Genomic DNA, 21566 nt, shown 5'->3' on the forward strand with positions numbered 1-21566 from the left:
CGTGCCGCCGGCGAAGGGAGCCTCCGGCGCAAACTCGTATCTCGCGTACGATGACGGGTTCGGTTGCGCGCAGCAAGACGTTCGATATGCTCGTAAGCGTATGCACGCTCTGGATCGCGACCGGATTCTTTCTAGACGCGTGGGCGCACGGTCACGTTCCGGTCGAATCGTTTTTCACGCCGTATCACGGCGTCTTCTACTCGGGAATGCTCGCGCTCGTTCTTGTCATCGCGATTTTTGCCGCCTCCAACCGCCGGCGCGGCTATGCGTGGCGCGACGCTCTTCCCGCCGCCTATCGCTGGCCGGTCTTCGGTCTGGTTATCTTCGTCGTCGCCGGATTCGGCGATCTTGCCTGGCACGAATTGCTCGGCATCGAGGAAGGCGTGGATGCGCTGCTGAGCCCGACGCATCAGGCGCTCGGTCTCGGCATCTTCTTTCTCGCCGCCGGGCCGATCAATTCGGCGCTGGCATCCCGCAAGGAATTGCGCACGCTCTCCGATTACGTTCCGCTGATTTTCGCGCTTGCGACGTGGATGGAGCTCGTGCATTTCGGAACGGCGTACGCGTTCGACCCGGCAGCCGGCCGTTCGAACGCGCCGCCGTCCGCGGCGTCGTTCTCACCGGGCTATTTGACCGCGATCACGATCGGGTATTATAAAATCGGCACGGGCGTGCTTGTGGTGCTCTTTCAGAGCATCCTCATCGCCGGTTTCGGCCTCTTCGTTGCCGCGCAGTTTCGCACGCCTCCGGGTACGCTCGCGTTGACCTACCTGCTCGGAAATAGTGCGGCGGCGGCGGCGTTTACCAACGACACGCCGCTGCTCGTGACGGTGATGCTTATGAGCGTTGCGGCCGGCGCCGTCGGCGATCTCTTGATCGCGGCGATCCGCCCGTCGCGCGAACGCGTCGTCGCGTATCGCATCTTCGGTATCGCGGTACCCGTCACGTACTTTGCCGTCTACTTTCTGGCGACGGCCGTCACCGGCGGCGTTTGGTGGGATTGGAACGTGCTGCTGGGCGCGAACATTTGGGCCGGCGTCGTCGGCCTGGGCCTGACGTTTTTAACGCTGCCGCACGCTCCCGATTCATGATCGGCCGCGCGCTCGGCGCGATCGCGTTCGCCGTCCATATGGCCACCATTTGGCGGTACGGATATTTCCGCGACGAGCTCTATTTTATCGCGTGCAGCAAACATCTCGCCTGGAGCTACGTGGATCAGCCGCCGCTCGTTGCCTTCGCGGCGTGGCTCGCGTCGCCGCTCGGCTACGCGCTGCCCGCGCTGCGCCTACTTCCCGCGGTAGCCGCCGCCCTCACGGTTTGGCTCGCGTGCGCGATGACGCGCGAACTTGGCGGCGGACGATTTGCGCAATTGCTCGCGGGCATCTCGACGCTATTGCTCCCGGCCTACCTGCTGCTGGGCAACACGCTCACGACCACGTCGTTCGAGGGGTTCGCGTGGACGCTGCTCGTCTATCTGCTCCTGCGTCTCGCGCGCGGAGCGGACTCGCGACTCTGGCTTGGAGCCGGCGCCGCGGCGGCCTTCGGACTTTACGGCAAGTATTCGATGGCGTTGCTGCTGGTCGCCCTCGCGATCGGTATCGCGTGCACCCGCGAACGGCGCATCTTCACGACGTGGTGGTTTCCGGCCGGTTTGCTGCTCGGAGGCATCGCGATCGCACCGAGCGCCGCCTGGCAGTACGCGCACGGCTTTCCGCAGCTCGCCGTTCTGCACGGCGACTATCTCCATCGGCATGCGTTCGCAAGCGGCATGCAGTTGGAGTCACAGAACGTGGCGAGCAACGCCGTCGCCTTCGCAAGCGAACAGCTCCTCTATACCAATCCCATCGCGGTACCGATCTGGCTTGCAGGCGTCGCGGGGCTCGCGTTCTGGAAACCTCTGCGTTCGGCTCGATTCGTTGCGATCGCGTATGCGATATTGCTGCTGATCGCCGCGCTCACCGCGGCGAAAGGCTACTACATCATCGGAATCTACGCGTCGCTGCTCGCGGCCGGCTCGGTGGCCGTGGAACGCGCCGTGGCGGCTCGCCCCGCGCTGCGCGTCGCAGTCCTCGCCGCATTTGCGATCCTGACGCTGCCCTTCGTGCCGCTCTCGCTGCCCGTGCTTCCCATCGACACGTTCATCGCCTATTCGCGCGTCCTCGGGCTGACCGGTCGCGACGCCACGCCGCCGCATCTCATTCAACCCGTCTATGCCGAGGAGTTCGGCTGGGAAGAACTCACGAGGCGGGTGGCGGCAGTCTATGCCGAGTTGCCGCCGAAGGTTCGCGCGCACACCGGCATCTTCGCAGATACGTATGCCGACGCGAGCGCGCTCAATCTGTACGGCGCGCGCTACGGCCTGCCGGCGGCGATTAGCGGTCAGAATACGTATTGGCTCTGGGGGACCGGCGGCTACGACGGTTCGTCGATGATCGCGGTCGGCGCGACGCAGCAAGCGCTGCTGCGCGGCGTGTTCCGTCGCGTCAAGCTCGTCACGACGTACGGCAATCCGTACAAATGGATCGTCGAAGGCCCGGCACCGATCTTTTACTGCAGCGATCCGATCGCTCCGCTCGACGCGCTTTGGCCTCGGTTCAAGTGGTACGGGGCGTAGCGAGTCGCGTTTTAGTCCGGCGCCGGCAGGATCGCCTCGCTGCCGTTGACGCTTCCCGCGCAAAGATCGACGACCGCACGAGCGACTTCCTCCGGCGTGACGATGCGCCCGCCGGGATTGCTCGACGCGAGGCGTTCGCGCGCGGCGGCCGGCGTGCTCCCCGTCTTCGTCACGATCGTCTCGACGGCGCGCTGCATCATCTCGGTTTGGGTGTATCCGGGACAGATCGCGTTGACCGTGATCCCCGTTCCCGCGAACTCGGCCGCCAGCGCCCGCGTTAGCCCGACGACGCCGTGTTTGCTCGCGCAATACGCGGCGATGTACGGCGCGCCGAACAGACCGGCAATGCTCGCAACGTTGACGACGCGCCCCCAGTTCGCCGCTTGCATATCGGCGATCGCGGCCTGCGTTGCCAAAAACGTTCCCGTTAGGTTCGTCGCGATCGTGCGGTCCCAGAGCGAACGGCTGGTGCGTCCGAAGGACGCCGACTCCGCGATGCCGGCGTTATTGACGAGAATCGCGATCGGCCCGTTGACCGCTCGGCACGCCGCAAACGCTTCTGCAATCTCGGCCTCGACCGTGATATCGGCCCGCGCGCGATAGAACGAATCTTGCAGGCCAAGAACGCTGCGGCCGACGATGCTCACGCGCGCGCCTTCGGCGGCAAGCGCGTTCGCAACGGCGAGACCGATGCCGCGACCGCCCCCGGTCACGAGCGCGTGTTTACCTTCGATCGCGCTCATATCGCGGCGTTGATTTCGGCCGCCCGCGCGAGGTTTCGCTCGAGTTGCGATTTGCCCGGAAGATACTGCACGGGCCAGTCCATCGCGTGATATCCAAGCTGCGCGGCGGCGTGAAGCGTCCAATAGGGATCGGCAAGATGCGGTCGCCCGAGCGCGCAGAGGTCGGCGCGACCGGCGGCGACGATGCTGTTAACGTGGTCGGGCTCGTAGATATTGCCGACCGCCATCGTCGCGATGCCGACCTCGTTGCGAATGCGGTCGGCGTACGGCGTCTGCCACATGCGTCCGAAGACCGGTGCCGCATCGCGCGACGTCTGGCCCGTCGAGACGTCGATCAGATCGGCGCCTTCAGCCTTAAAGGCGCGCGCGATCTCGATCGCATCGTCGGCGTCGATGCCGCCGTCGACCCAATCGGTCGCCGAGATCCGCACCGACATCGGCCGCTGCGCCGGCCAAACGGCGCGCATCGCGCGAAAGACTTCGAGCGGATAGCGCAGGCGGTTGGCGAGCGTTCCGCCATACTCGTCGGTACGGTGATTTTGCAGCGGCGTGATGAAACTCGAAAGCAGATAGCCGTGCGCGCAATGCAGTTCGACCATATCGAACCCGGCCTCGATCGCCATGCGCGTCGCGCGTACGAACTGCTCGCGAATCTCGTCCATCTCCGCGCGCTCGAGTTCGCGGGGCGTTTGGTTCGCCGGCCCGTACGGCACCGCCGAAGCGCTGACGACCGGCCAATTGCCCTCGGCGAGCGGCTCGTCCTGACCCTCCCACATCAGCTTGGTGGAACCCTTAGCGCCCGAGTGTCCGAGCTGTAAACAGATCTTCGCCGGCGTCCATTGGTGCACGTACGTCACGATCCGTTTCCAGCCGTCGACGTGCTCCGGAGCGTACATGCCCGTACAGCCCGGGGTGATCCGCCCCTCGGGTGAAACGCACGTCATCTCGGTATAGACCAGGCCCGCGCCGCCGGTTGCGCGACTACCGAGATGCACGAGGTGGAGGTCGTTGGGAATACCGTCGACCGCGCTGTACATATCCATGGGCGATACGACAACGCGGTTGCGGACTTCGAGGTCGCGCAAACGGAAGGCCGTAAGCATGGGCGGGACCGGGTCGGATCCCCGTGCCAGCCAGCGTTCGATCCGTTCGACGTACTCCTTATCGCGCGCGCGAAGGTTTTCGTGACTGATCCGCTGGCTGCGCGTGAGCAGGCTGTAGGCGAACTGCTCGGGGGGGAGCCCCGCGTACCGCTCCACGTTTTCAAACCACTCGGTCGAGTTACGCGCGGCGTTCTGCAGCCGCAGGACCTCGATGCGCCGCTCGGCCTCGTAGCGGGCAAGCGCCTCCGGCAGCGTCGGTTCCTCAAGGATGGCCCGCTGCAGCCCGATCGCGTCTTCGAGCGCGAGCTTGGTCCCCGAACCGACCGAGAAGTGCGCCGTGTGAGCCGCATCGCCGACGAGCACGACGTTTCCATCGACCCACGACTGGTTGCTCACGCGCGTGAAGTTCACCCAATCGCGGCCCTGCAGATGCGGGCTGTTCGCCATGAGCGCGTGGCCGTGCAGGTACTTCGCGAAGAGACGCTCGCAAAACGCAATCGTTTCCGCGGTGCCGGCGCGATCTAGACCGTGCGCGAGCCAGGTTTCTTCGCGGCACTCCACGATGAACGTGCACGTCTGCGCGTCGAAACGGTAGGCGTGCACGGCGAACCAGCCGTGTTCGGTTCGTTCGAAAATAAACGTGAACGCGTCGAGCGGCAGCGTCGTTCCGAGCCAAACGAAGCGGCACTTGCGCCGATCCAGGTCGGGCCCGAACGCCCGCGCGCGCTGCGATCGGATTCGACTGTTGATTCCGTCGGAGGCGACGATCACGTCGGCGTCGCCGTACGCGGCCAGATCCTCGACGTCGCGCTCGAACTCCAGCTCCACGCCCACCGCTTCGGCGCGCCGCTGAAGGATGTTCAGCAGCCGTTTGCGGGCGATTCCGCTAAAGCCGTGGCCGCCGGAGCGCATGCGGTTGCCTTTGAAGAATATCTCGATATCGTCCCAATGCGCGAAGCTCGCCACGATCTCGTCGTGCGTGACCCGATCGGCCGCCCGCAGATTACCGAGCGTTTGATCCGAAAAGACGACGCCCCAACCAAACGTGTCGTACGGCCGGTTGCGCTCGACGACGCGAATCTGCGTATCGGGGCGCGCGCCTTTCATTAGCAGCGCGAAGTACAGGCCGGCGGGGCCGCCCCCGATACAAACGATCTTCACGGTGCGCGGCCTAGCGTTTGCGAGCCACGGTCAATCCGTCGCCGATCGGCAGCATGCTCGCATCGACGCGTTCGTCGCGACCGATCTTCGCGTTGAGCGCCTGGAGCGCGAGCGAATCCGCATCGTCGGGCGACGGATGCGCGACCTCGCCGCCCCAAAATACGTTATCGATCGCGATGAGACCGTTGGGATGAAGCAGCGCTAGGGCTCGCTCGTAATACGCATCGTAGCCGACCTTGTCCGCATCGATATAGCAGAAGTGAAAACTCTCGGCGTCGCCGTCGGCGAGCAGACGGTCCAACGTGTGGACGGCCGGAGCCAGACGCAAGTCGATCTTCGCCGCAACGCCGGCGCGCTCCCAATAGGGTTTGGCAATCGACGTATACTCTTCGCTGACGTCGCAGGCGACCAGATGGCCGTCCTCCGGCAGCGCCAACGCCATGCCCAGCGCACTGTAGCCGGTAAAGACGCCGACTTCCAAAACGCGCTTCGCACCGGTGAGGCGGATGAGCATCTGCATGAACTGCACTTGATCGGGGCTGCTCTGCATGTTCGCGTTCGGCAGCAGCGCGGTCGCGCCGCGCAACTCGCGCTGCACCGGCAGTTCGCGCAGCGAAACGTCGAGTACGTACTGGTAAAACTCCGGGGGCAACCCAAAGGCCGTCCGACTCATTGCTGTGCATCCTCGAGAAGCGCGTAGGGGTTCATGACCTGCCTATACTAGTTAACGGGGATGATTCCATTGCGTCCTTCAGCCAAGGCCGCGCGGATCGCGCTGGCGGTTGTCCCGGCGATCATGCTGACGCTCGCGGTTCCGTTTGCGAACCGCGTGGAACCGCGCATCGCGGGCGTCCCGTTCTTGCTTGCCTGGATCACGTTTTGGGTCGCGATCACGCCGCTCTTCCTCTTCACGATCTACCGGCTGGAGGGACGCCGTTGAGCCCGCCGGGCCAGGCGCTTACGATCGTCGCCGCGATCGTGCTCGGCACGATCGTTTTCGCACTTTTCAGCGTGCGGCGGATCAAGATGGATCCGCAGCAGTATCTGGTCGGCGGCCGCTCCTTCGGATCGCTGTTTTTGTGGATACTGCTCGCCGGCGAAGTCTACACCAGTTTCACGTTCCTCGGCGCGGCCGGCTGGGCGTACGGCCGGGGCGCCCCAGCGTTTTACATTCTGGCGTACGGCACGATCGGTTACACGATCGGCTACTTCTTTTTGCCGGCGGTTTGGAAGATCGGCAAAGATCGCGGACTGCTGACCTTCCCCGACTTCTTTCTCGATCGCTACGGCAGTAAGCCGTTAGCCATCGGCATCGCGATCCTGCAATTCTTCCTGGTGGTGCCGTACGTAACGCTCCAGCTTTCGGGCCTGCAAACGCTGCTCTCGATCGCCGGCTACGGCCGCTACAACGCGACGGTCGCCGTCGGCTGCTCGTTCATCTTGATCGCGCTCTTCGTCTTTACCGCCGGCCTGCGCGGTACCGCTTGGGCGAGCATCGTGAAAGATGCGTTCGTACTCGGCGCGGTGATCTTCGCCGGTATCTTCTTACCGATCCACTTTTTCGGCTCGCCGGCAGCGATGTTCGACAAAGTCCTTGCGGCCCAACCGCATTGGTTCACGCTCGCGCCCGGGGCGTCGAATCAGGGCGTCGTGTGGTACATCTCCACGGTACTGCTCACGAGCATCGGCTTCTACATGGGCCCGCATACGATCAACGCCGTCTTTTCGGCCAAAGACGGCGACGCACTGCGGCGCAACGCCATCTTCTTGCCGCTCTATCAACTCGTGCTGCTGCTGGTCTTCTTCGCCGGCTTCTCCGCACTCGTACTCGTACCCGGCCTCAAGAACGTCGATCAATCGTTCATGATCGTCGTGCAGCGCTACTATCCCGCATGGGTACTCGGCCTCGTCGCGGGAGCCGGCTGTTTAGCGGCGTTATTACCCGCGTCGGCGCTCTTACTCGGAGCCGCCGGCGTCTTCGCCAAGAACGTCCTCGGCGACGGATTGAACGTCGCGACGAGCGACGCCGCCCGCACCCTGGCAACGCGCATCATGGTCATCGTCATCGCCGCCATGTCGCTGATCTTCTGGATCTTCTACAACCAAACGCTCGTGCAGCTTTTGCTCTACTACTACAACGGCGTAACGCAATTCATGCCCGGGTTCGTCTTCGCCCTTATCTGGCGCCGCGCAAACGCCTGGGCGGTCGGCTCGGGAATCGTCGCGGGCGAAATCGTCGTCGCCTATCTCGTTGCGAACCCCGCGATTCCGACCTGGGGTATCAACCCGGGCTTCTTCGCCTTGGCGGTAAATGTGGCGGTTTGTGTGGGGGTGGCTCTGCTGCGGCCTCGGGTTAGGGTCTTGCCAACGCCCGTTTAGCGGTGCGGGGGCGTTGCGGCGGGACGCCCACTTTTTCGCATCCTGCGAAAAAGCTGCTCGCTGAGTCGTCGCTCCCGCCATCCTGGCTCCGCTCCGACCTCAGACGCCCGCCGCAACACCCCCGCACCGCTAAACGGGCTCGGTATGAATTGAAAATCGGCTCTTGCGAGAGCGATTTTGGAATTTGCTATGGTGGGTTTGGGTAATGGGGTTTTTGGCGAATCGCAATTTTATTTTTTTTATGTTGGTTGGCGGGCCGCCGATCGTCGTGTGTGCGCGGGGAAAGAGGGACTGATGCGCGTGTTTCATCGCGCGCACGCGACGCGTGCCTTGGCTGGAACTCGCTGGCGCGTTTGGTGGCGTAGCGCTGGTTCGGCGGGCGTCTGAGGTCGGAGCGGAGCCAGGATGGCGAGAGCGACGACTCAGCGAGTAGCTTTTTCGCACGATGCGAAAAAGCGGACGTCCCGCCAAACCAACGCTACGCCGCCAAACGCGCCGGCCAGCTCACCGCGAACCAGGCCGAGTAGCGAAGCAATCCCGACAATACACCGGCTTATCGCCGCGGGGTTGGAACGGAACCTCCGCCACGCCCCCGCACTGGCTACACGTCGCCTGGAACATCTCGCGCGTGCGGGCACCGCCGCCGCCCGCTCCTCCGCCGCTCTGCGAGCGCATCGCTTTGCGCGCTTGGCGGCAGTCGGGACAGCGGTTGGGTTTGTTCGCAAAGCCTTTGGTTGCGTAGAATTCTTGCTCCCCGGCGGTAAAGGCAAATTCGCGGCCGCAATCCACGCAGTTCAACATTTCATCGACGTACACTAAACCAGACTCCTTAACATACCAACGGTTGGTGAGATAGCGAGGGTGTTATCGTGCGACCCGTTTACCGCGCAATGCCGCGCCGAACGCTTCTTCAAAGAAAAAGAGCGGGCCGATCAAGAGGTAGGTGAGGTTAGTCAAAAACTTCGGCTTGTTTCCTTCGAAGCGATGACCGACGAGTTGGAACGCCCATCCGGCGATAAACGCCGTCAGGCAGAGTTCCCATCGCAACGGCAGATAGAGCGCGATCGCATAAAGCGCGCCAAAGACCACCGTAGAAATGAGGGCGCCGCGCGCGTCGAGCGCGAGGTAGTAGAGTAAGACTCCGGCCGCGGCGACGATCGCCAGATCGATGGGGCCGAGCCGCACGAGCGAGAGCAGACCGAGAATTCCCAGGACGATGAGCGGAATTCCGACCGCGTGACACGCTCGATTCCGGCTATCTCGATGATAGCCGGCGTACTCTGAAAATAGCGTGGCTTTGGTCACTCTGCACTCCCCGGATCGTGCCTGCTATTGCGCCTCATCCGACAAAAGTACCTGCTTCGGGAGCGCTCGCCGCTCGCGCGTCGAAGGGGCGACTATGACGGCATTGATCGAAGTACCCGAGCGGCTCGTGGCCGAGGTCGTGGCGACCCGGCGAGACTTGCACCGCCATCCGGAACTCGGTTTTGAAGAGCAGCGGACGGCTGCGATCGTCGCCGACCGGCTACGTGCGCTCGGCTACGAGGTGCATGCGAACATCGCAACGACCGGTGTGGTCGGCGTGTTGCGCGGCGCGAAAGCGGGGCGCACGATCATGCTGCGCGCCGACATGGACGCGCTGCCGATCCTCGAGGAGAACCGGCACGCGTATCGTTCGACGATCGACGGCAAAATGCACGCCTGCGGGCACGACGGTCACGTTGCGATTCTGCTCGGCGCCGCCGCGCTGATCGCCGATCGTAAAGACGAACTCGCGGGGACCGTTTGTCTGGTCTTCCAGCCGGCCGAAGAAGGCCGCGGCGGTGCGAAAGTGATGATCGACGAAGGCGTGATCGAACGTTTCGGCATCGAGCGCGCGTACGGTTTGCACCTCAGCTCGAAGTACGCGACCGGCACGCTCGGCTTTCGTGAGGGGCCGTTCTATGCATCGAGCGATTCCATCGAGATCGAGGTCCTCGGGCGCGGCGGCCATGGTTCGGCACCGCACGATGCCATCGATCCGATTTACACGGCCGCGAATTTCATAACGTCGGTGCAGCAAGTCGTTTCGCGCCAGATCGATCCGCTCGAGCCCGCGGTCGTGACCATCGGTGCGATCCACGGCGGAACGATTCATAACGTCATTCCGCGGACGGTCAAGATGCTCGGCACCGTCCGCGCCTTTGACGACGGCGTGCGCTCGGCCATGCCGGAGCGAATCGAGCGCGTGCTGCGATCGTGCTGCGACGGTACGGGAGCATCGTACGAATTCGAATACCTCTGGCGCTACCCGGTCACCGCAAACGACCCCGCGCAGACGCAGTACGCGCGCGCCCTGGCCGAGAACGCGTTTGGCAGCGAACGCGTATTCACGGCGGACAAGCTCATGGGCGCCGAGGACTTCTCGTTCTTTGCCCAGCGCGTGCCGGCATGTTTTTACACCCTCGGCGCGCAGGGCGGACCCGCGACCGGCGTCGCACACCACTCGAGCACCTTCGACATCGACGAACGCGCGCTGCCGGTCGGCGTCGCGATGATGACCGCACTGGCGTTCGACGCCACCCGTAACGCGCCGTAGTGAGCGTGCCGACGATCCCCGAAACCCTCGCACCCGCGCGCCTCGGCGATTATCTCGAAGTGATGACGCGAGCCGTCTTTCAAACGGGTCTGAGTTGGCGCGCGATCGCCGCACACTGGGAAGCCTACCAACGGGAGTTTGCCGGATTCGACGTCTCCGCCGTTGCGGCGTTCGGCGAGGACGACATCGAACGGTTGATGCACGCCGACGGCGTCCTCCACAGTTCGCGCAAAATTCGCGCGACGATCGACAACGCGCGGACGATGCTCGAACTCGATCGGCTGCACGCGGGTTTTGCGGCCTACCTGCGTTCGCTGCCGAACTACAGTACGGCGGTTGGAGAGATTCGTAAGCGGTTCAAGTTCATGGGGCCCATGAACGTCTGGTACTTCCTCTTCCGCCTGCGACATGCGGTACCGCGATTCGAGACGTGGGTTCAAACGATTCCCGGCGACCATCCCCGTATGAAAGAGATGGTCGAACTCGCGCGCGCGAACGGCGTCTCCCCGGAACTCTCACGGTGACGCTGACGGCGATCCCGGTGGGGTACGGCGCTGCGGCGACACGAAATAGAGCCCGAGCGCCTTGGCATAGTTGAGCGAGGGCGGAGCCGAACCGTCCCAGCCGATCTTCGCAAGGTTCTCTTTGGTGGCGGCGGCAACGCGCGCGCAATTGATGATTCCCGGAAGCGCGCTTACGTCGGCTGCATCCAACGAATACCACGTTCCCGATGGTGCGGAGTGGGCCGCGATCGTCCAATCGGGCGTTGCGGCGTTCGCGGCGAAGTGCCGCTGCAGTTCGCCGAGCAAGAGCGCGGAACGCTGCTTCATCGCCGCCGAGCACGTCGTAGCCGTGCGCAGGGCGAACGGCGTCGCCGGCGCGGCGGTTGGCAGCGCGTAGACGCGATAACTCTCGGCGCCCGCCTGCGGCGCCGCGCGAACGAAATAGAGACCGACCTCCGGCATGAAATTCACGGTTGGAACTGAGAACGGACCGCCGCCGGTGCTCGGGGTAACGTACAGGCCGCGCTGAGCGGCAACGTCCGCCTGCGCGACGTGAAACTGCGAACAGGCGAAAAGCCCGCGCAGCGCTCCGCGATCGCGCAGGGCGATTGCGAGTGCATAGGTCGTCTTCATACCGCGATACGTTACGGAGACTCCCGGTATTGCCGGGAGTGCAAACGTGTCGGGGTACCCGGCCGGCGTTTTGGCCGCTTCGATAGCAGCGACAGAGGCCTTTAACCCGTCGAGAATCGGCGTCGCTTGCGCGCGAGCCTGCGCGCTGCATTGAGCTCCCCCGACTGCGAACGGATCGCTCGGCGGTGCGGTGGGAAGCGGTTTTGCGAGGTCGCGGAACCCGCCGCCGCGGCGGCCGCCGCCCGGCCCGCGATCGCCGACGGCGCTAACCGCCCGTGCGTTCGTTTGCGTGACGCCGCTGCCGAACTTCACGGTGTACGTCACCGCATATTGACGGGGCGCGTTCGGTCGCGCAACCGTTGGAATCGAGATCCCGTTCGCCGTCGTGTAGGGGACGGCGTCTTTACCGCCGGCGAAGATGCCGCCGTACGCGTTGAAGATATTGCTCGCCGCGAAGGTGAGCGATCCGTGCGTGAGATTGGCGCTCACGCCCGCATCGACGGTGGTATACGCCGGAAGATTTTGGCCGTTATTGCTGCCCGTATAGTTCGCGTCGGCCAAATACTCGAGCGCCGAGTGCGGGGCCTTATAGTCGAGCGTGATTCCGGCGCGATGCAGCGGAACGTTCGGCACTTGCGCGCCCGGAATCGTAATCGCGTACGGATTGGTGAAGCGCGGATCGCTCGAGAGCGCCTTCGCGACCTGAATGTTATAGAACGGTTCGACGACCAGATTTCCGAGCGTAAAGAAGCCGCTGATCTGCGCGCCCTCGTAGACGCGGCGTACGCCGCCGATAGGCGTCGAAAAATACACGTTTTGAGGTCCGAACGCGCGTTGCGGCGTCGCGCCGCAGCCTGCAGGCGAATTGAAGATGCCGCCCGCGGCTGCGAAATAGGTGGGCGGAAAAATTCCGTACCCGACGAGCGCGCTCCCATTGACCTCGGTCGGCAGCACGACGTCGTTTTGAACCTGGCGGTAGAGCGACGTGCTGATCAGGCCGGCGCGAGACTTATGCGAATAGCTCAGGCGCGTAGAGATCGACGAACTCGCGCCGGGCGGATCGCCGGGGGCGCGACCGTACGCAACGTCGCCGTTGCAATCGAAGGTGAGGCTCTGTGGATCGGTCAGCGCACCTTGCCTTCCCGCGTGCGCCGCGGTACCCCCGACGTTGTATGAAAGGCTGTAGGTATCGGCGGCGGTCGGCTGCCATTGGGTGCTAATTCCGGCCAGGAGCGAGCCGGCCGCGTTGCTGGCATGGCTCAGGCCGATCGATTCGTTGAAGCGCAATTTGGTGTTCGAACGAATCGAATCGCTGACGGTGATCGCGCCGTAGCTCGCACGTTGGTCCGCGCCGAGAAAGGGCCGCGCCTGCGGAACCAGCGGCGTGAAGTGCGTGGTCGTGTTGGTTGAATAGGCGTTGATCGAAATCGTGTGACGGTCCCGAGCCGGCAACGTTGCGTTCACGGAAAAGCCGCTCGAGCGCCGGTCGCTCGTCGTGCCCGTCGGGGCGGCGACGCCGTCCACAAAGCGGTTGAGCAAATCGTTCGTCGTCCGCGAAGCCGTACCGAAGAACGCGGCTTGGATCTGCGTCTCGCCCAGCAGCGCGTTATCCGTGAGAGAGTAGAGATCGTAGCGGCTGTCGTGAAAATTGTTCGGTCCGCTGCCGCACGGCAGGAGCCCCGTGAACTGCGTGCACACCGACTCCGAGCCGTTACTCGACGAAAGAACCATTCCGGTCAGCGTCTGCGCGTCGTTGAGCTGGTAGCGCAGTTTGAGCAGGTTGCCGGTCGAATTTTGATCGCCTTGGTGGTCGTATGCGAGACCGCTCGCATCGCGATAGAACATCCCGTCGAGCAGACTTGGCGTGGCGCGGTAGGTGTGCATGGCGGCAACGCCGAGTTTGCCGAACGATCCGCTCTCGGCGGCGGAGTAGTTGTTTTTGCCGTTGCTTCCGGCGCTCAAAGTAAACGCGCTCTGCCACGTGATCGTCGGTTCGAGCGTCTGAAAGTTCACCCCGCCGGCCAGCCCGCCGGCTTGCGGTCCAAAGCGAACCGAGGATCCGCTGAAGAGATCCGAACCGATCGCCTTGAGATCGCCCGCGGTACCCGGCGCGTTGAGTGGGATTCCATCGAGCGATAGCGCCGTTTGGGTGGGATCTTGACCTTCGAGCGAGATGGTTTGCGTTGCGTCGGAATCGCCGCTCGAAGTGTCGACGGTCACGCCGGAGAGCTTGCCGAGCGCTTGGGCGAGCGTGTCGGAGAGCTTGCGCTGTGCGCTCGCGGCGTCGATCGTGCTCGTCGAAATCGTCGCACTCGAATGCGCCTCGACCGATCCGATAACCTTGAGCTGCGTCGAAAGAGCGAGTGCGACGTCGACGCCCACGACCCGCCCGTCGATCACTTCAAAATTGCTCGAGGTAACGACCTGGTAGCCGCGGGCGGCGACGCGCGCGCGGTAAATGCCGTTGGGAACGTTGGTGAAGCGTACTTTGCCGTTGTCCCCGGTAAATTCGCTCGCAACCACCGGTCCGTCGAGCAGCACGCGCGCCAATACGACCGGCGCCTTGGTCGCGACGTCCGTAACGGCGATATCGATCTCGCCGGTATCCGATTGCGCGAGCGCGCCCAGCGGCGCGACGGCGGCAAAGATCGCGGCGGTAAGAATCCCCGCCAGAAAACGTCGCAACATGTTGACCTTTTTTAGCACGACCGGGATGAGAACTCGCTGAGATCGCGATTAACGCCCGATTAGCCGTCCTACAAACGGATCGTTACCGTCGTACCCTGCCCCGGAGCGCTCGCTATGCCGATCGTGCCGCCGGCCCGATCGACCGCGCGCTTTGCAATCGCCAGCCCCAGTCCCGTTCCGGGGATCTCGCCGCGCGCGTCTCCCCGGTAGAAACGCTCGAACGCGTGCGTGCGTTCCGACTCGGTCATTCCGGGGCCCTCGTCGGAGACGCTCAAGACCGTATTGCCGTTGTCTCGAAACGCCCGTAGATGCACGGGCGCGCCCGGTGCGTATTTGAGCGCGTTCTCGACGAGATTCCAGAGCGCTTCGCTCATCTCGCTCTTGTCGGCGTAAAGTTGCGAAACGCCGTCGAGCGCGTAGTCGATCGCCCGCCCGTTATCCAATCGTTTGGCGGCGTTGACTTGATCCTGCAAGAGTTCGGCCAACGCTAGCGGTTCCTTATTCGGCGGCGTCTCCGCATCGAGTCGGGCGAGACGCATCAGTCGATCGATGAGTCCGCGCATGTGTTCTTTTTCGAGCGCCATCGTGCCGAGAATTTGCTTCGCGACCTTCGGCTCTTCGATCGCACCGCGGCGGAGCACGTCGATGTACCCCGCGATCACCGTCAACGGCGTACGCAGTTCGTGACCTGCATCGGCAACGAACTGCCGCATTCGATGTTCGGTCTGCGCGCGCTGCCCCATCGCCGCCGCGACGCTCGCGGCCGCATCGTTATACGCTTCGGTCAAGACGGCGATCTCGTCTCCGCGCGCCGTAACGAAGCGCCGTTGCGTGTAGTCCCCGTCGGCGAGCGCCTGCAGAGACTGCGTGACTTCGGTGAGCGGCGCGAGCGCGTGACGCGAAAAATATCGTCCGATAAACCACGACAACAGCACGGCAACGATCGCGATCGTCACGATGAGTCGCCAGTACGGCAAGAGGTTGACGAAGATGAGCCACGTGCTCGGCGAGAAGGCGACGTAGCCGCCGTCTACGGCGGTGATCGAAAAACGTTCGGTTGGAATCGGGTCGGAACGCGATCGGCCCGCGGATGGAACGACGATGCGTCGCCCGGCAGCGTCGTGATAGATACTGCCGCCGACCGTGGCGGGGCCGTTTGGCAAGAGCGGGTCCTGGCCGGCTCGATTTTTCAAGACCGGAATGGGCTCGAGAATTTGACCGAGTTTTGAGAAGGCATCGGGCGCCGGCGGTAACTCGATCTTGTGGGCGATGACCAGGGCCAGCACCTTCGGATGCAGCGTCTTGTCGCCGGCCAGAAACGTGCCGTGCGAATCGTAGACCGCGATCTGCAGTCCGATACCGCTGAGGTCGTCTACCAGGCGGGGAGCGAGTTGACGAAACGTCAAACCGGCGGCCAGGTATTGCACCGTAAGATTGCGTGCTTCTTCGTGTTTCGAAAAGACGATGTCGCGCGTGAAACCGGCCAGTTCGATTACCAGCGCGATGGAGGAGGCAATAATGACCAGCACGACCGTAATGCCGAGCAGCAACGCGTAGAGCGCTGCCAGTCGCGACGCGAGCGAGTGCCTCACTGCGCTAAGCCGTACCCCACGCCGCGCACGGTTCGCACGAACGACGGCGAGTCCGGCCGATCGATCTTCGCGCGGAGATATGAGATGTACGTTTCGACGATATTCGGGCCGCCTTCGAAATCGTGGCCCCACACGATTTCGAGCAGGTGATCTTTGCTAAAGACGCGCCGGGGCTCGCGCATGAAAACCGCAAGCAGATCGAATTCGCGCTGCGTGAGATCCAACGGCGCACGTTCGTGCCACGCTTCACGCGTCTCGGGGTTGATGGAGACCTCACGCCAGCGCAGCACGTTCTCTTCGATCAGCTGAGGGCGCCGCAGATTCGCCTGCAGCCGCGCGATCAATTCTTCGAATACGAACGGTTTGACCAAATAGTCGTCGGCACCAGACCCGAGGCTCGAGACCTTATCGGCGGTTTCGCCCTTTGCCGTCAGCATGACGATGGGCGCCTGGGTGATCTCGCGAAGCAGCGGAAGCAGCGTTATACCGTCGATTTTCGGCATCATAATATCGAGCACGATGATCTCGGGCTCCCACTCCTTGACGAGTACGATCGCTCCCTGACCATCGGCGGCGGTCTTCACGATAAACCCCTCCCGATTGAGCCCGAGCTCGAGCATCTCTCGGATGAAGCGATCGTCGTCGATTACTGCTACGCGCGCTGGTTGCATCTTAAACATTCTACGGTGCATCCTCGCACGATACCCTTAGCCCCGACTGAATTACGAGTTGAAGATCGAAGCCTCCTCACGCGGCACGGGCCGCGCTCCAGAGAAAATGATGCTGATCGGCAATGAGTGCGGCCCGATCGATCGACTCGAGCGGATTGGCCACGAGTGTGATACCGGCCTCGCTCAGAGCCCCGGCGGTCGCATCGTCGGGAAGCCAATGGGCAAAGAGATAGACCTCGCGCGATCCGGTCGCGCGAGCGAGCGTCGCGAAGACTTCGGCGAGGCTGCAGGTGCCCAGCGCCAGCAGATGCGCGGTGATCCCGCTCTGGAACTGCCGAGCGTTCCAGCCTTGCGCAACCAGCAACAGCCGGCGCGGCCCAGCGGAAGCGGTCCCTTCAAAATCGATCGCCACGGCGCGGGCCGCCGCCGCCAGCGCGGCACCCACCTGGGCATGAAGCGCCGTAGGCGTAATCGTCGCCCCGTCGCCGGTGCTCAACATAGCCCCCGACCCGATAATATACTGTTCCATGCCACCACTCTGCCTTACTAAAGTGCCAGCTGGGTGGCATGGAAAGCAAGCAAATATGTTAAAAAGGCGCGTCTTGCGACGCGCCTTGCCCACAACCCGAGTATGTGGACTTATCCTACGCGAATTTACGCGGAGGAAACCCGGTCCGCCAAGCGCCGTGGCTTGCGAACGGTCGTGAATAAGCCGAGCATCACATCGACGATCTCCGGATCCCATTGTGAGCCCGCTCCGGCCCGTAGCGTCTCGAGCGCCAATCTCGGCGACATTGCTTTGCGATATGGGCGGTCGCTAATCATCGCATGAAAGGCGTCGGCAACGGCAACGATGCGCGCCTCGAACGGAATCGCCTTGGCCGCGAGGCGGTCTGGATATCCGGCGCCGTCCCAGCGCTCGTGATGAGCGCGAACGACCATCGAACATTTGCGCAGCGACGGGATACGGTCGAGCACGCGCTGGCCCGCGGCGGCGTGCTCGCGCATCACATCCCATTCGGGCTCGCTCAGCGTGGTTCGCTTAAAGAGAATCTCGTCGGGCGTGGAAATCTTGCCGATATCGTGCAACACGCCGCAGAGCTCGATAAAGGCGGTCGCATCCTCCGGCAACCCCATCGAGGTCGCGAGCCGGCGGGCCCATTCGCCCGTCGCCTTGGAGTGGCAACACGTTGCCGAATCGCGTTCGCCGAGAACGGCCAGCAGCGCTTCGGTGCTCTCGGCGTAGGTTTTCGGCGCGACGACCGGTGACCCGTCGAGGGTCGCCAGGGCGTTGTCGATCTCCGATTTGAGCACTTCCAGAAAAGCCAGTAGACGGCCGTGATCGATTCGGAAGCCATTGGCACCGTTCGCGATTGCTTGGGCGGCGGCGGAAACGAGTTCGGTCGTACGGCCCCGGCCGAGCCGCTCTCCCTCGCGCTCGGCCCAGCTCACCAGACCGACGGCCTTCGAAAGCTGAATCGAGAGGCATAGCCGGTCGAGTAATACCTCGATCGACCCCTCTAAGGCGGTATCACCGACGAGTGAAGGATCGTGGAGATGCTCGACAGCGGCCTTCGTCAAACGCCCCAGATCGGTCGAAAGGGCGGACGCAGCGCCGGGAAGGGTACGGACGTCCATGTTCCGTTCTTGCATGAGAGGGTTTCTACTGTTGAAGTTTTTGATAGTCGCGGGCGCTAGCCCATGTTTCCGCCGACGGTACCTGCGGCGATGACGATGGCGGCGAGAATCAGGAAAGTCATATGTAGGCTCCAGAAAAGCAGCGGGTTCTTTTAACCCAGGTTACTCGGAGCCGTCCTTGGCGCACATACTGAAAAGTGATTAGGCCGTTTGGCACGGACGCTGGGACCTACTGGACCGGCCCCCCGGCCAAGAGGCCATTCTTACGGGCTGCGACGAGGGCCTCGTTGCGACCGCTGCAGCCGAGCTTCGCGATCGCATTCTGGATGTGGGTCTGAATCGTGAAGACGCTGCGATCCGTCTCGATCGCCAGCTCTTTGGGGCTCTTGCCGTCCGCCAATCCTCGCAGTATCGCCAATTCCGAAGGTGTCAAAATGGCCGGAGCACTCCCGGCCGCTAGCGGGTTCAATTTCTCGAAAGCAGCCTCCACGATCCGCCCCACGCAGCCGTAACCCAGTGATTGAAGGGTCTCAACGTGGGCGCGCAAGTCCTCGCAGGCCTCCGGAGCTTTGAGAGCGCGCAGCACGGAGTGCGCGAGTTCGTGGACGCATTGCCCGATTGCGAGATTCGACGCCGCACGCCGGCTGAGGATCTTCGCGGCGACGGTAGCGCGGCCGGCCAAAGCTTCGGCAACGGCGCACAATGCGCGGCTGATCTCCACAACGAGCAGGGAGGCGCGCGTCGTGCCCCCGTGATCGTCCAGCAAGGGGACGGTCGCTGCAACGAGGCGCAAGCCTTCCGCGCGCTCGCCCGTGGCGACGGCTGAGAGTGCCGCCAGCGACATATTGAGGAACCTGTCGCGAGCGAAATGCACGCGGTCGAGCACCGGCAATAGCGCTCGGTACGCCTCATCGAAGCGGCCGTGAGCCGCGCTGTTCATAGCATTCGCCTCGACAAACGCTGCCGACCGCAGGGCGTCGGTGGTGGTTACTGCCGAGAGTTGCTTGCCGATTGCATCCACACGCTCCCAGTTGGCGCGGCGCGTCTCGAACTCGAGCATCTGCAGGAGCGCGACCTGCAGCGTGCTGCGATCGCCGGATTTGGTCGCAAGCGTAACGGTTTGCTGCGCGTACCAGAGTTCGCGCGGTGCGTCGACCTCGCTCGAAGCCACGTTCATCAGGATGCTGTACGCGCGCCCCGCCAGACTGAAGAGCCCGAGTTCGATCGCCAATTCGGCGGCGCGCTCCTCGCAGCCGCGCGCGAGATCGAGTTCGCCCATGTACGAGAACGCGAACCCCAACCGCTGGAGGATCTTCGCGCGCACGTCGTCGGCGTCGATCGTCGCTAGTGCCGCCTCTGCCCGCTTCACGCAGGCGTCAACTTCGCTTTGAGGACCGAGAAATGCGTAGGCGCCTGCCAGGATCGCCGACATCTCACCGACCGTCGACGAATCGAGCGCGCCGCTTTCCAGAAGGGGCGCGAGCAGCGGCGCCGGATTCTTTCCCTGATTGACCAGCACGAGGGCGTACCGAATCGCCAGTGCCGCAATGCGCGCGGGTTCGGTGGTCTTGGAGATCGCGCGCTCGAAGAGCGATTCCGCCCGATCGAGCCGCCCGACATCGACCTCGCCGAGCGCGCGCAGCCCGAGAACGATCGAATTCTTGGCGCGCACGTCTTGCGGCAGTGCTTCGATAGCCGCGACCACGACGTCGCCGTGAGCCTGCTCCATCAAGGCGAACCCGTCGCGCTCCAATATTGGCAGAGCCTCGGCGCCCGAACGCCCCTTCGCATACAAGCCGAGCGCCGCCGCGAGGCGACCGGTGGCCTCAAGCGCTCGCGCCGCGCGGGCGTTGAGCGCGCGGACGGCCGCATCGCCTTCGAGTTCGAGCTGATGCTGCAAGAAGTCGCGGAAGAGATCGTGACACCGGTAGACGCCGGGACGGTCCGCGTAAATGAACGAGACGCGATCGCGCAGCGCCTCGACGAGGGCCTTGCCTTTTTCGTATCCGGCGGCGCGCACTACCTCGAGATCGATCTCGGGCAGGTTTGCGGCGAAGTGCAGAAACTCGCGTTCTTCCGCAGTCAACGCCTTGTAGACTTGCTCCGCGAGATACCGATAAATCATCTCGCGCGTCGTGGCCGCAATGTTCCGTAGATCGACCGAGCGAATCGACGTACGCAGGGCAAAGCCCAAGGCGGTCGGCCAGCCGTCGGTCATCGTGAGAATTTCGCTGAGTTCGTCGTCGCGTACGCCGACGAGCGACGCGCGCGCGGCGTGACGCGCTTCATCAAACGTAAACTTCAGGTCCTCTTCGTCGATCGTGAGATCCATCTCGCCGTAGGCCAGCCACGATGCGACCGGGAGGTCGAGCGACGAGCGCGAGGCGATAAGCCAGCGGGCGCGGCCCTTGGTGCGCTCGACGAGCGCCGCGAGGAACTTCGTGACCTCCGGATCGTTTTCCGTAACGTGGAGATCGTCGATTGCAATGAGACCGCCAAACGTTTTGATGTGCGCGTGCATCCACATCGCGAGATCGGCACCCGGCGTCCGCGACGCCCGGCTCTTTTCGTAGGCACCCGAAACCGTCTGGCGAACGTCCGGCGCAATCTCGCGCAGGGCGTCGGCGAAACCGCGAACGAAGCCCAGCAGCGACGCGTGCTCCGCGCCGACGTCGTAGCGCACGAACGTCTCGCCCGACCCCTCGAGATACTGGCGAACGGCGACGGATTTGCCGTATCCCGCCGGGGCGACCAGAAGCACGACATGCTGCAAAGCAGCCGCCGCTATCCGATCTACGACTCGCGGACGACGGATCGGGGTGAATGCACCGCCGGCGTCGATCCGTCCGTCGGCCGCTACGGGCCGAATCATAGCGAGTGAGGTTCCTCGCCTGACGAGGGTCTACCCGCCCCGGCGGTCCGCGAACGGTTAAGCCTTGGTGTTATCGGGCGGCTCCCGGTACTCGCCGGTTCCTTCGTAAAATCCGAGCAAGTGCTCCTCGATCTTGAGCAGCGCGAGTTGGCGGTCCAGCCGGCCGTAGTCGAGCGTGTGGGCCACGCGGAAATCGTCGTAACCGGCCCGATCTTCCCAGACGTCCACCGTCACGTAGAGTGAGGGATCGTCCCGATGGCGGAAGAGGCGGGTGCGGCGAAAAGCCGGGTGCTTCGCGAAGAGGGCCGCCCAGGGACCCGTGCGGCCATAAGCGTGTTCGAAGGCCCGGGCCTGCGCCGGATGAACGCGATATCGATAGAACACTTCCACC

18 protein-coding genes are annotated in these 21566 nt (G+C 63.7%); 6 read left to right on the forward strand and 12 right to left on the reverse strand.

Annotated elements, in window-relative coordinates; all coding sequences use genetic code 11:
* The first annotated feature begins 50 nt into the window (after positions 1–50).
* Together VIG32_02830 and VIG32_02835 are read left to right on the forward strand one after the other, a co-directional pair.
* Positions 51–1091 carry a hypothetical protein gene (locus tag VIG32_02830; GenBank protein HEY8296940.1) on the forward strand — a complete coding sequence of 347 codons (1041 nt, stop codon included), beginning with the start codon at positions 51–53 and terminating at the stop codon, positions 1089–1091.
* Positions 1088–2614 carry a glycosyltransferase family 39 protein gene (locus tag VIG32_02835; protein ID HEY8296941.1) on the forward strand — a complete coding sequence of 509 codons (1527 nt, stop codon included), beginning with the start codon at positions 1088–1090 and terminating at the stop codon, positions 2612–2614. The genes VIG32_02830 and VIG32_02835 overlap by 4 nt, the downstream gene beginning before the upstream one ends.
* An 11-nt stretch (positions 2615–2625) precedes the next feature.
* On the opposite strand, the gene VIG32_02840 is transcribed toward VIG32_02835, so the two are convergent.
* Genes VIG32_02840 through VIG32_02850 form a run of 3 tightly spaced genes read right to left on the reverse strand, consistent with a single transcriptional unit; the run spans position 2626 to position 6294 of the window.
* Positions 2626–3357: an SDR family oxidoreductase gene (locus VIG32_02840; protein HEY8296942.1), complete on the reverse strand. Its 732-nt coding sequence runs from the start codon at positions 3355–3357 to the stop codon at positions 2626–2628.
* Positions 3354–5621, reverse strand: coding sequence for a bifunctional salicylyl-CoA 5-hydroxylase/oxidoreductase (locus VIG32_02845; GenBank protein ID HEY8296943.1), 2268 nt, complete (start codon positions 5619–5621; stop codon positions 3354–3356). Before VIG32_02845 ends, VIG32_02840 begins: the two co-directional genes overlap by 4 nt.
* A gap of 10 nt (positions 5622–5631) precedes the next feature.
* Positions 5632–6294 (reverse strand): class I SAM-dependent methyltransferase, encoded by a 663-nt coding sequence (locus VIG32_02850; protein HEY8296944.1) that lies wholly within the window; start codon positions 6292–6294, stop codon positions 5632–5634.
* 69 nt (positions 6295–6363) lie between these two features.
* Between VIG32_02850 and VIG32_02855 the strand changes: the two genes are divergently transcribed.
* Both VIG32_02855 and VIG32_02860 read left to right on the forward strand, forming a co-directional pair.
* Complete coding sequence (locus tag VIG32_02855) at positions 6364–6561, forward strand: DUF3311 domain-containing protein (protein HEY8296945.1); 198 nt, start codon at positions 6364–6366, stop codon at positions 6559–6561.
* Positions 6558–8000: a sodium:solute symporter family protein gene (locus VIG32_02860; protein HEY8296946.1), complete on the forward strand. Its 1443-nt coding sequence runs from the start codon at positions 6558–6560 to the stop codon at positions 7998–8000. Before VIG32_02855 ends, VIG32_02860 begins: the two co-directional genes overlap by 4 nt.
* A gap of 504 nt (positions 8001–8504) precedes the next feature.
* On the opposite strand, the gene VIG32_02865 is transcribed toward VIG32_02860, so the two are convergent.
* The gene (locus tag VIG32_02865; GenBank protein HEY8296947.1) at positions 8505–8816 is read right to left on the reverse strand and encodes a zinc-ribbon domain containing protein; all 312 of its coding nucleotides are present in this window, start codon (positions 8814–8816) and stop codon (positions 8505–8507) included.
* Positions 8817–8864: 48 nt separating this feature from the next.
* Positions 8865–9305 (reverse strand): Mpo1-like protein, encoded by a 441-nt coding sequence (locus VIG32_02870; GenBank protein ID HEY8296948.1) that lies wholly within the window; start codon positions 9303–9305, stop codon positions 8865–8867.
* A gap of 94 nt (positions 9306–9399) precedes the next feature.
* On the opposite strand from VIG32_02870, the gene VIG32_02875 reads away from it, so the two are divergent.
* Together VIG32_02875 and VIG32_02880 are read left to right on the forward strand one after the other, a co-directional pair.
* On the forward strand, positions 9400–10578 hold the full coding sequence (locus VIG32_02875) for an amidohydrolase (GenBank protein ID HEY8296949.1): 1179 nt from the start codon (positions 9400–9402) through the stop codon (positions 10576–10578).
* Positions 10578–11102, forward strand: a complete 525-nt coding sequence (locus VIG32_02880; protein HEY8296950.1) for a DNA-3-methyladenine glycosylase I — start codon at positions 10578–10580, stop codon at positions 11100–11102. The genes VIG32_02875 and VIG32_02880 overlap by 1 nt, the downstream gene beginning before the upstream one ends.
* Here VIG32_02880 and VIG32_02885 read toward each other — a convergent pair.
* The 7 genes from VIG32_02885 to VIG32_02915 form a co-directional block, all read right to left on the reverse strand.
* The gene (locus VIG32_02885) at positions 11094–14402 is read right to left on the reverse strand and encodes a TonB-dependent receptor (GenBank protein ID HEY8296951.1); all 3309 of its coding nucleotides are present in this window, start codon (positions 14400–14402) and stop codon (positions 11094–11096) included. The genes VIG32_02880 and VIG32_02885 overlap by 9 nt on opposite strands.
* 68 nt (positions 14403–14470) lie before the next feature.
* A complete protein-coding gene (locus VIG32_02890; GenBank protein HEY8296952.1) occupies positions 14471–15994 on the reverse strand; it encodes a HAMP domain-containing sensor histidine kinase in 1524 nt (507 codons plus the stop codon).
* Positions 15991–16665 (reverse strand): response regulator transcription factor, encoded by a 675-nt coding sequence (locus VIG32_02895; protein HEY8296953.1) that lies wholly within the window; start codon positions 16663–16665, stop codon positions 15991–15993. The genes VIG32_02890 and VIG32_02895 overlap by 4 nt, the downstream gene beginning before the upstream one ends.
* Before the next feature lie 76 nt (positions 16666–16741).
* Positions 16742–17194 (reverse strand): hypothetical protein, encoded by a 453-nt coding sequence (locus VIG32_02900; protein HEY8296954.1) that lies wholly within the window; start codon positions 17192–17194, stop codon positions 16742–16744.
* A 125-nt stretch (positions 17195–17319) separates the two neighbouring features.
* The gene (locus VIG32_02905; GenBank protein HEY8296955.1) at positions 17320–18303 is read right to left on the reverse strand and encodes an HD-GYP domain-containing protein; all 984 of its coding nucleotides are present in this window, start codon (positions 18301–18303) and stop codon (positions 17320–17322) included.
* A 229-nt stretch (positions 18304–18532) separates the two neighbouring features.
* Positions 18533–21175: a LuxR C-terminal-related transcriptional regulator gene (locus VIG32_02910; protein HEY8296956.1), complete on the reverse strand. Its 2643-nt coding sequence runs from the start codon at positions 21173–21175 to the stop codon at positions 18533–18535.
* 57 nt (positions 21176–21232) lie between these two features.
* Complete coding sequence (locus VIG32_02915) at positions 21233–21559, reverse strand: antibiotic biosynthesis monooxygenase (GenBank protein HEY8296957.1); 327 nt, start codon at positions 21557–21559, stop codon at positions 21233–21235.
* Positions 21560–21566 lie beyond the last annotated feature (7 nt).

It is taken from the genome of Candidatus Baltobacteraceae bacterium, assembly GCA_036559195.1.
Taxonomy (GTDB): Bacteria; Vulcanimicrobiota; Vulcanimicrobiia; order Vulcanimicrobiales; family Vulcanimicrobiaceae; genus JALYTZ01.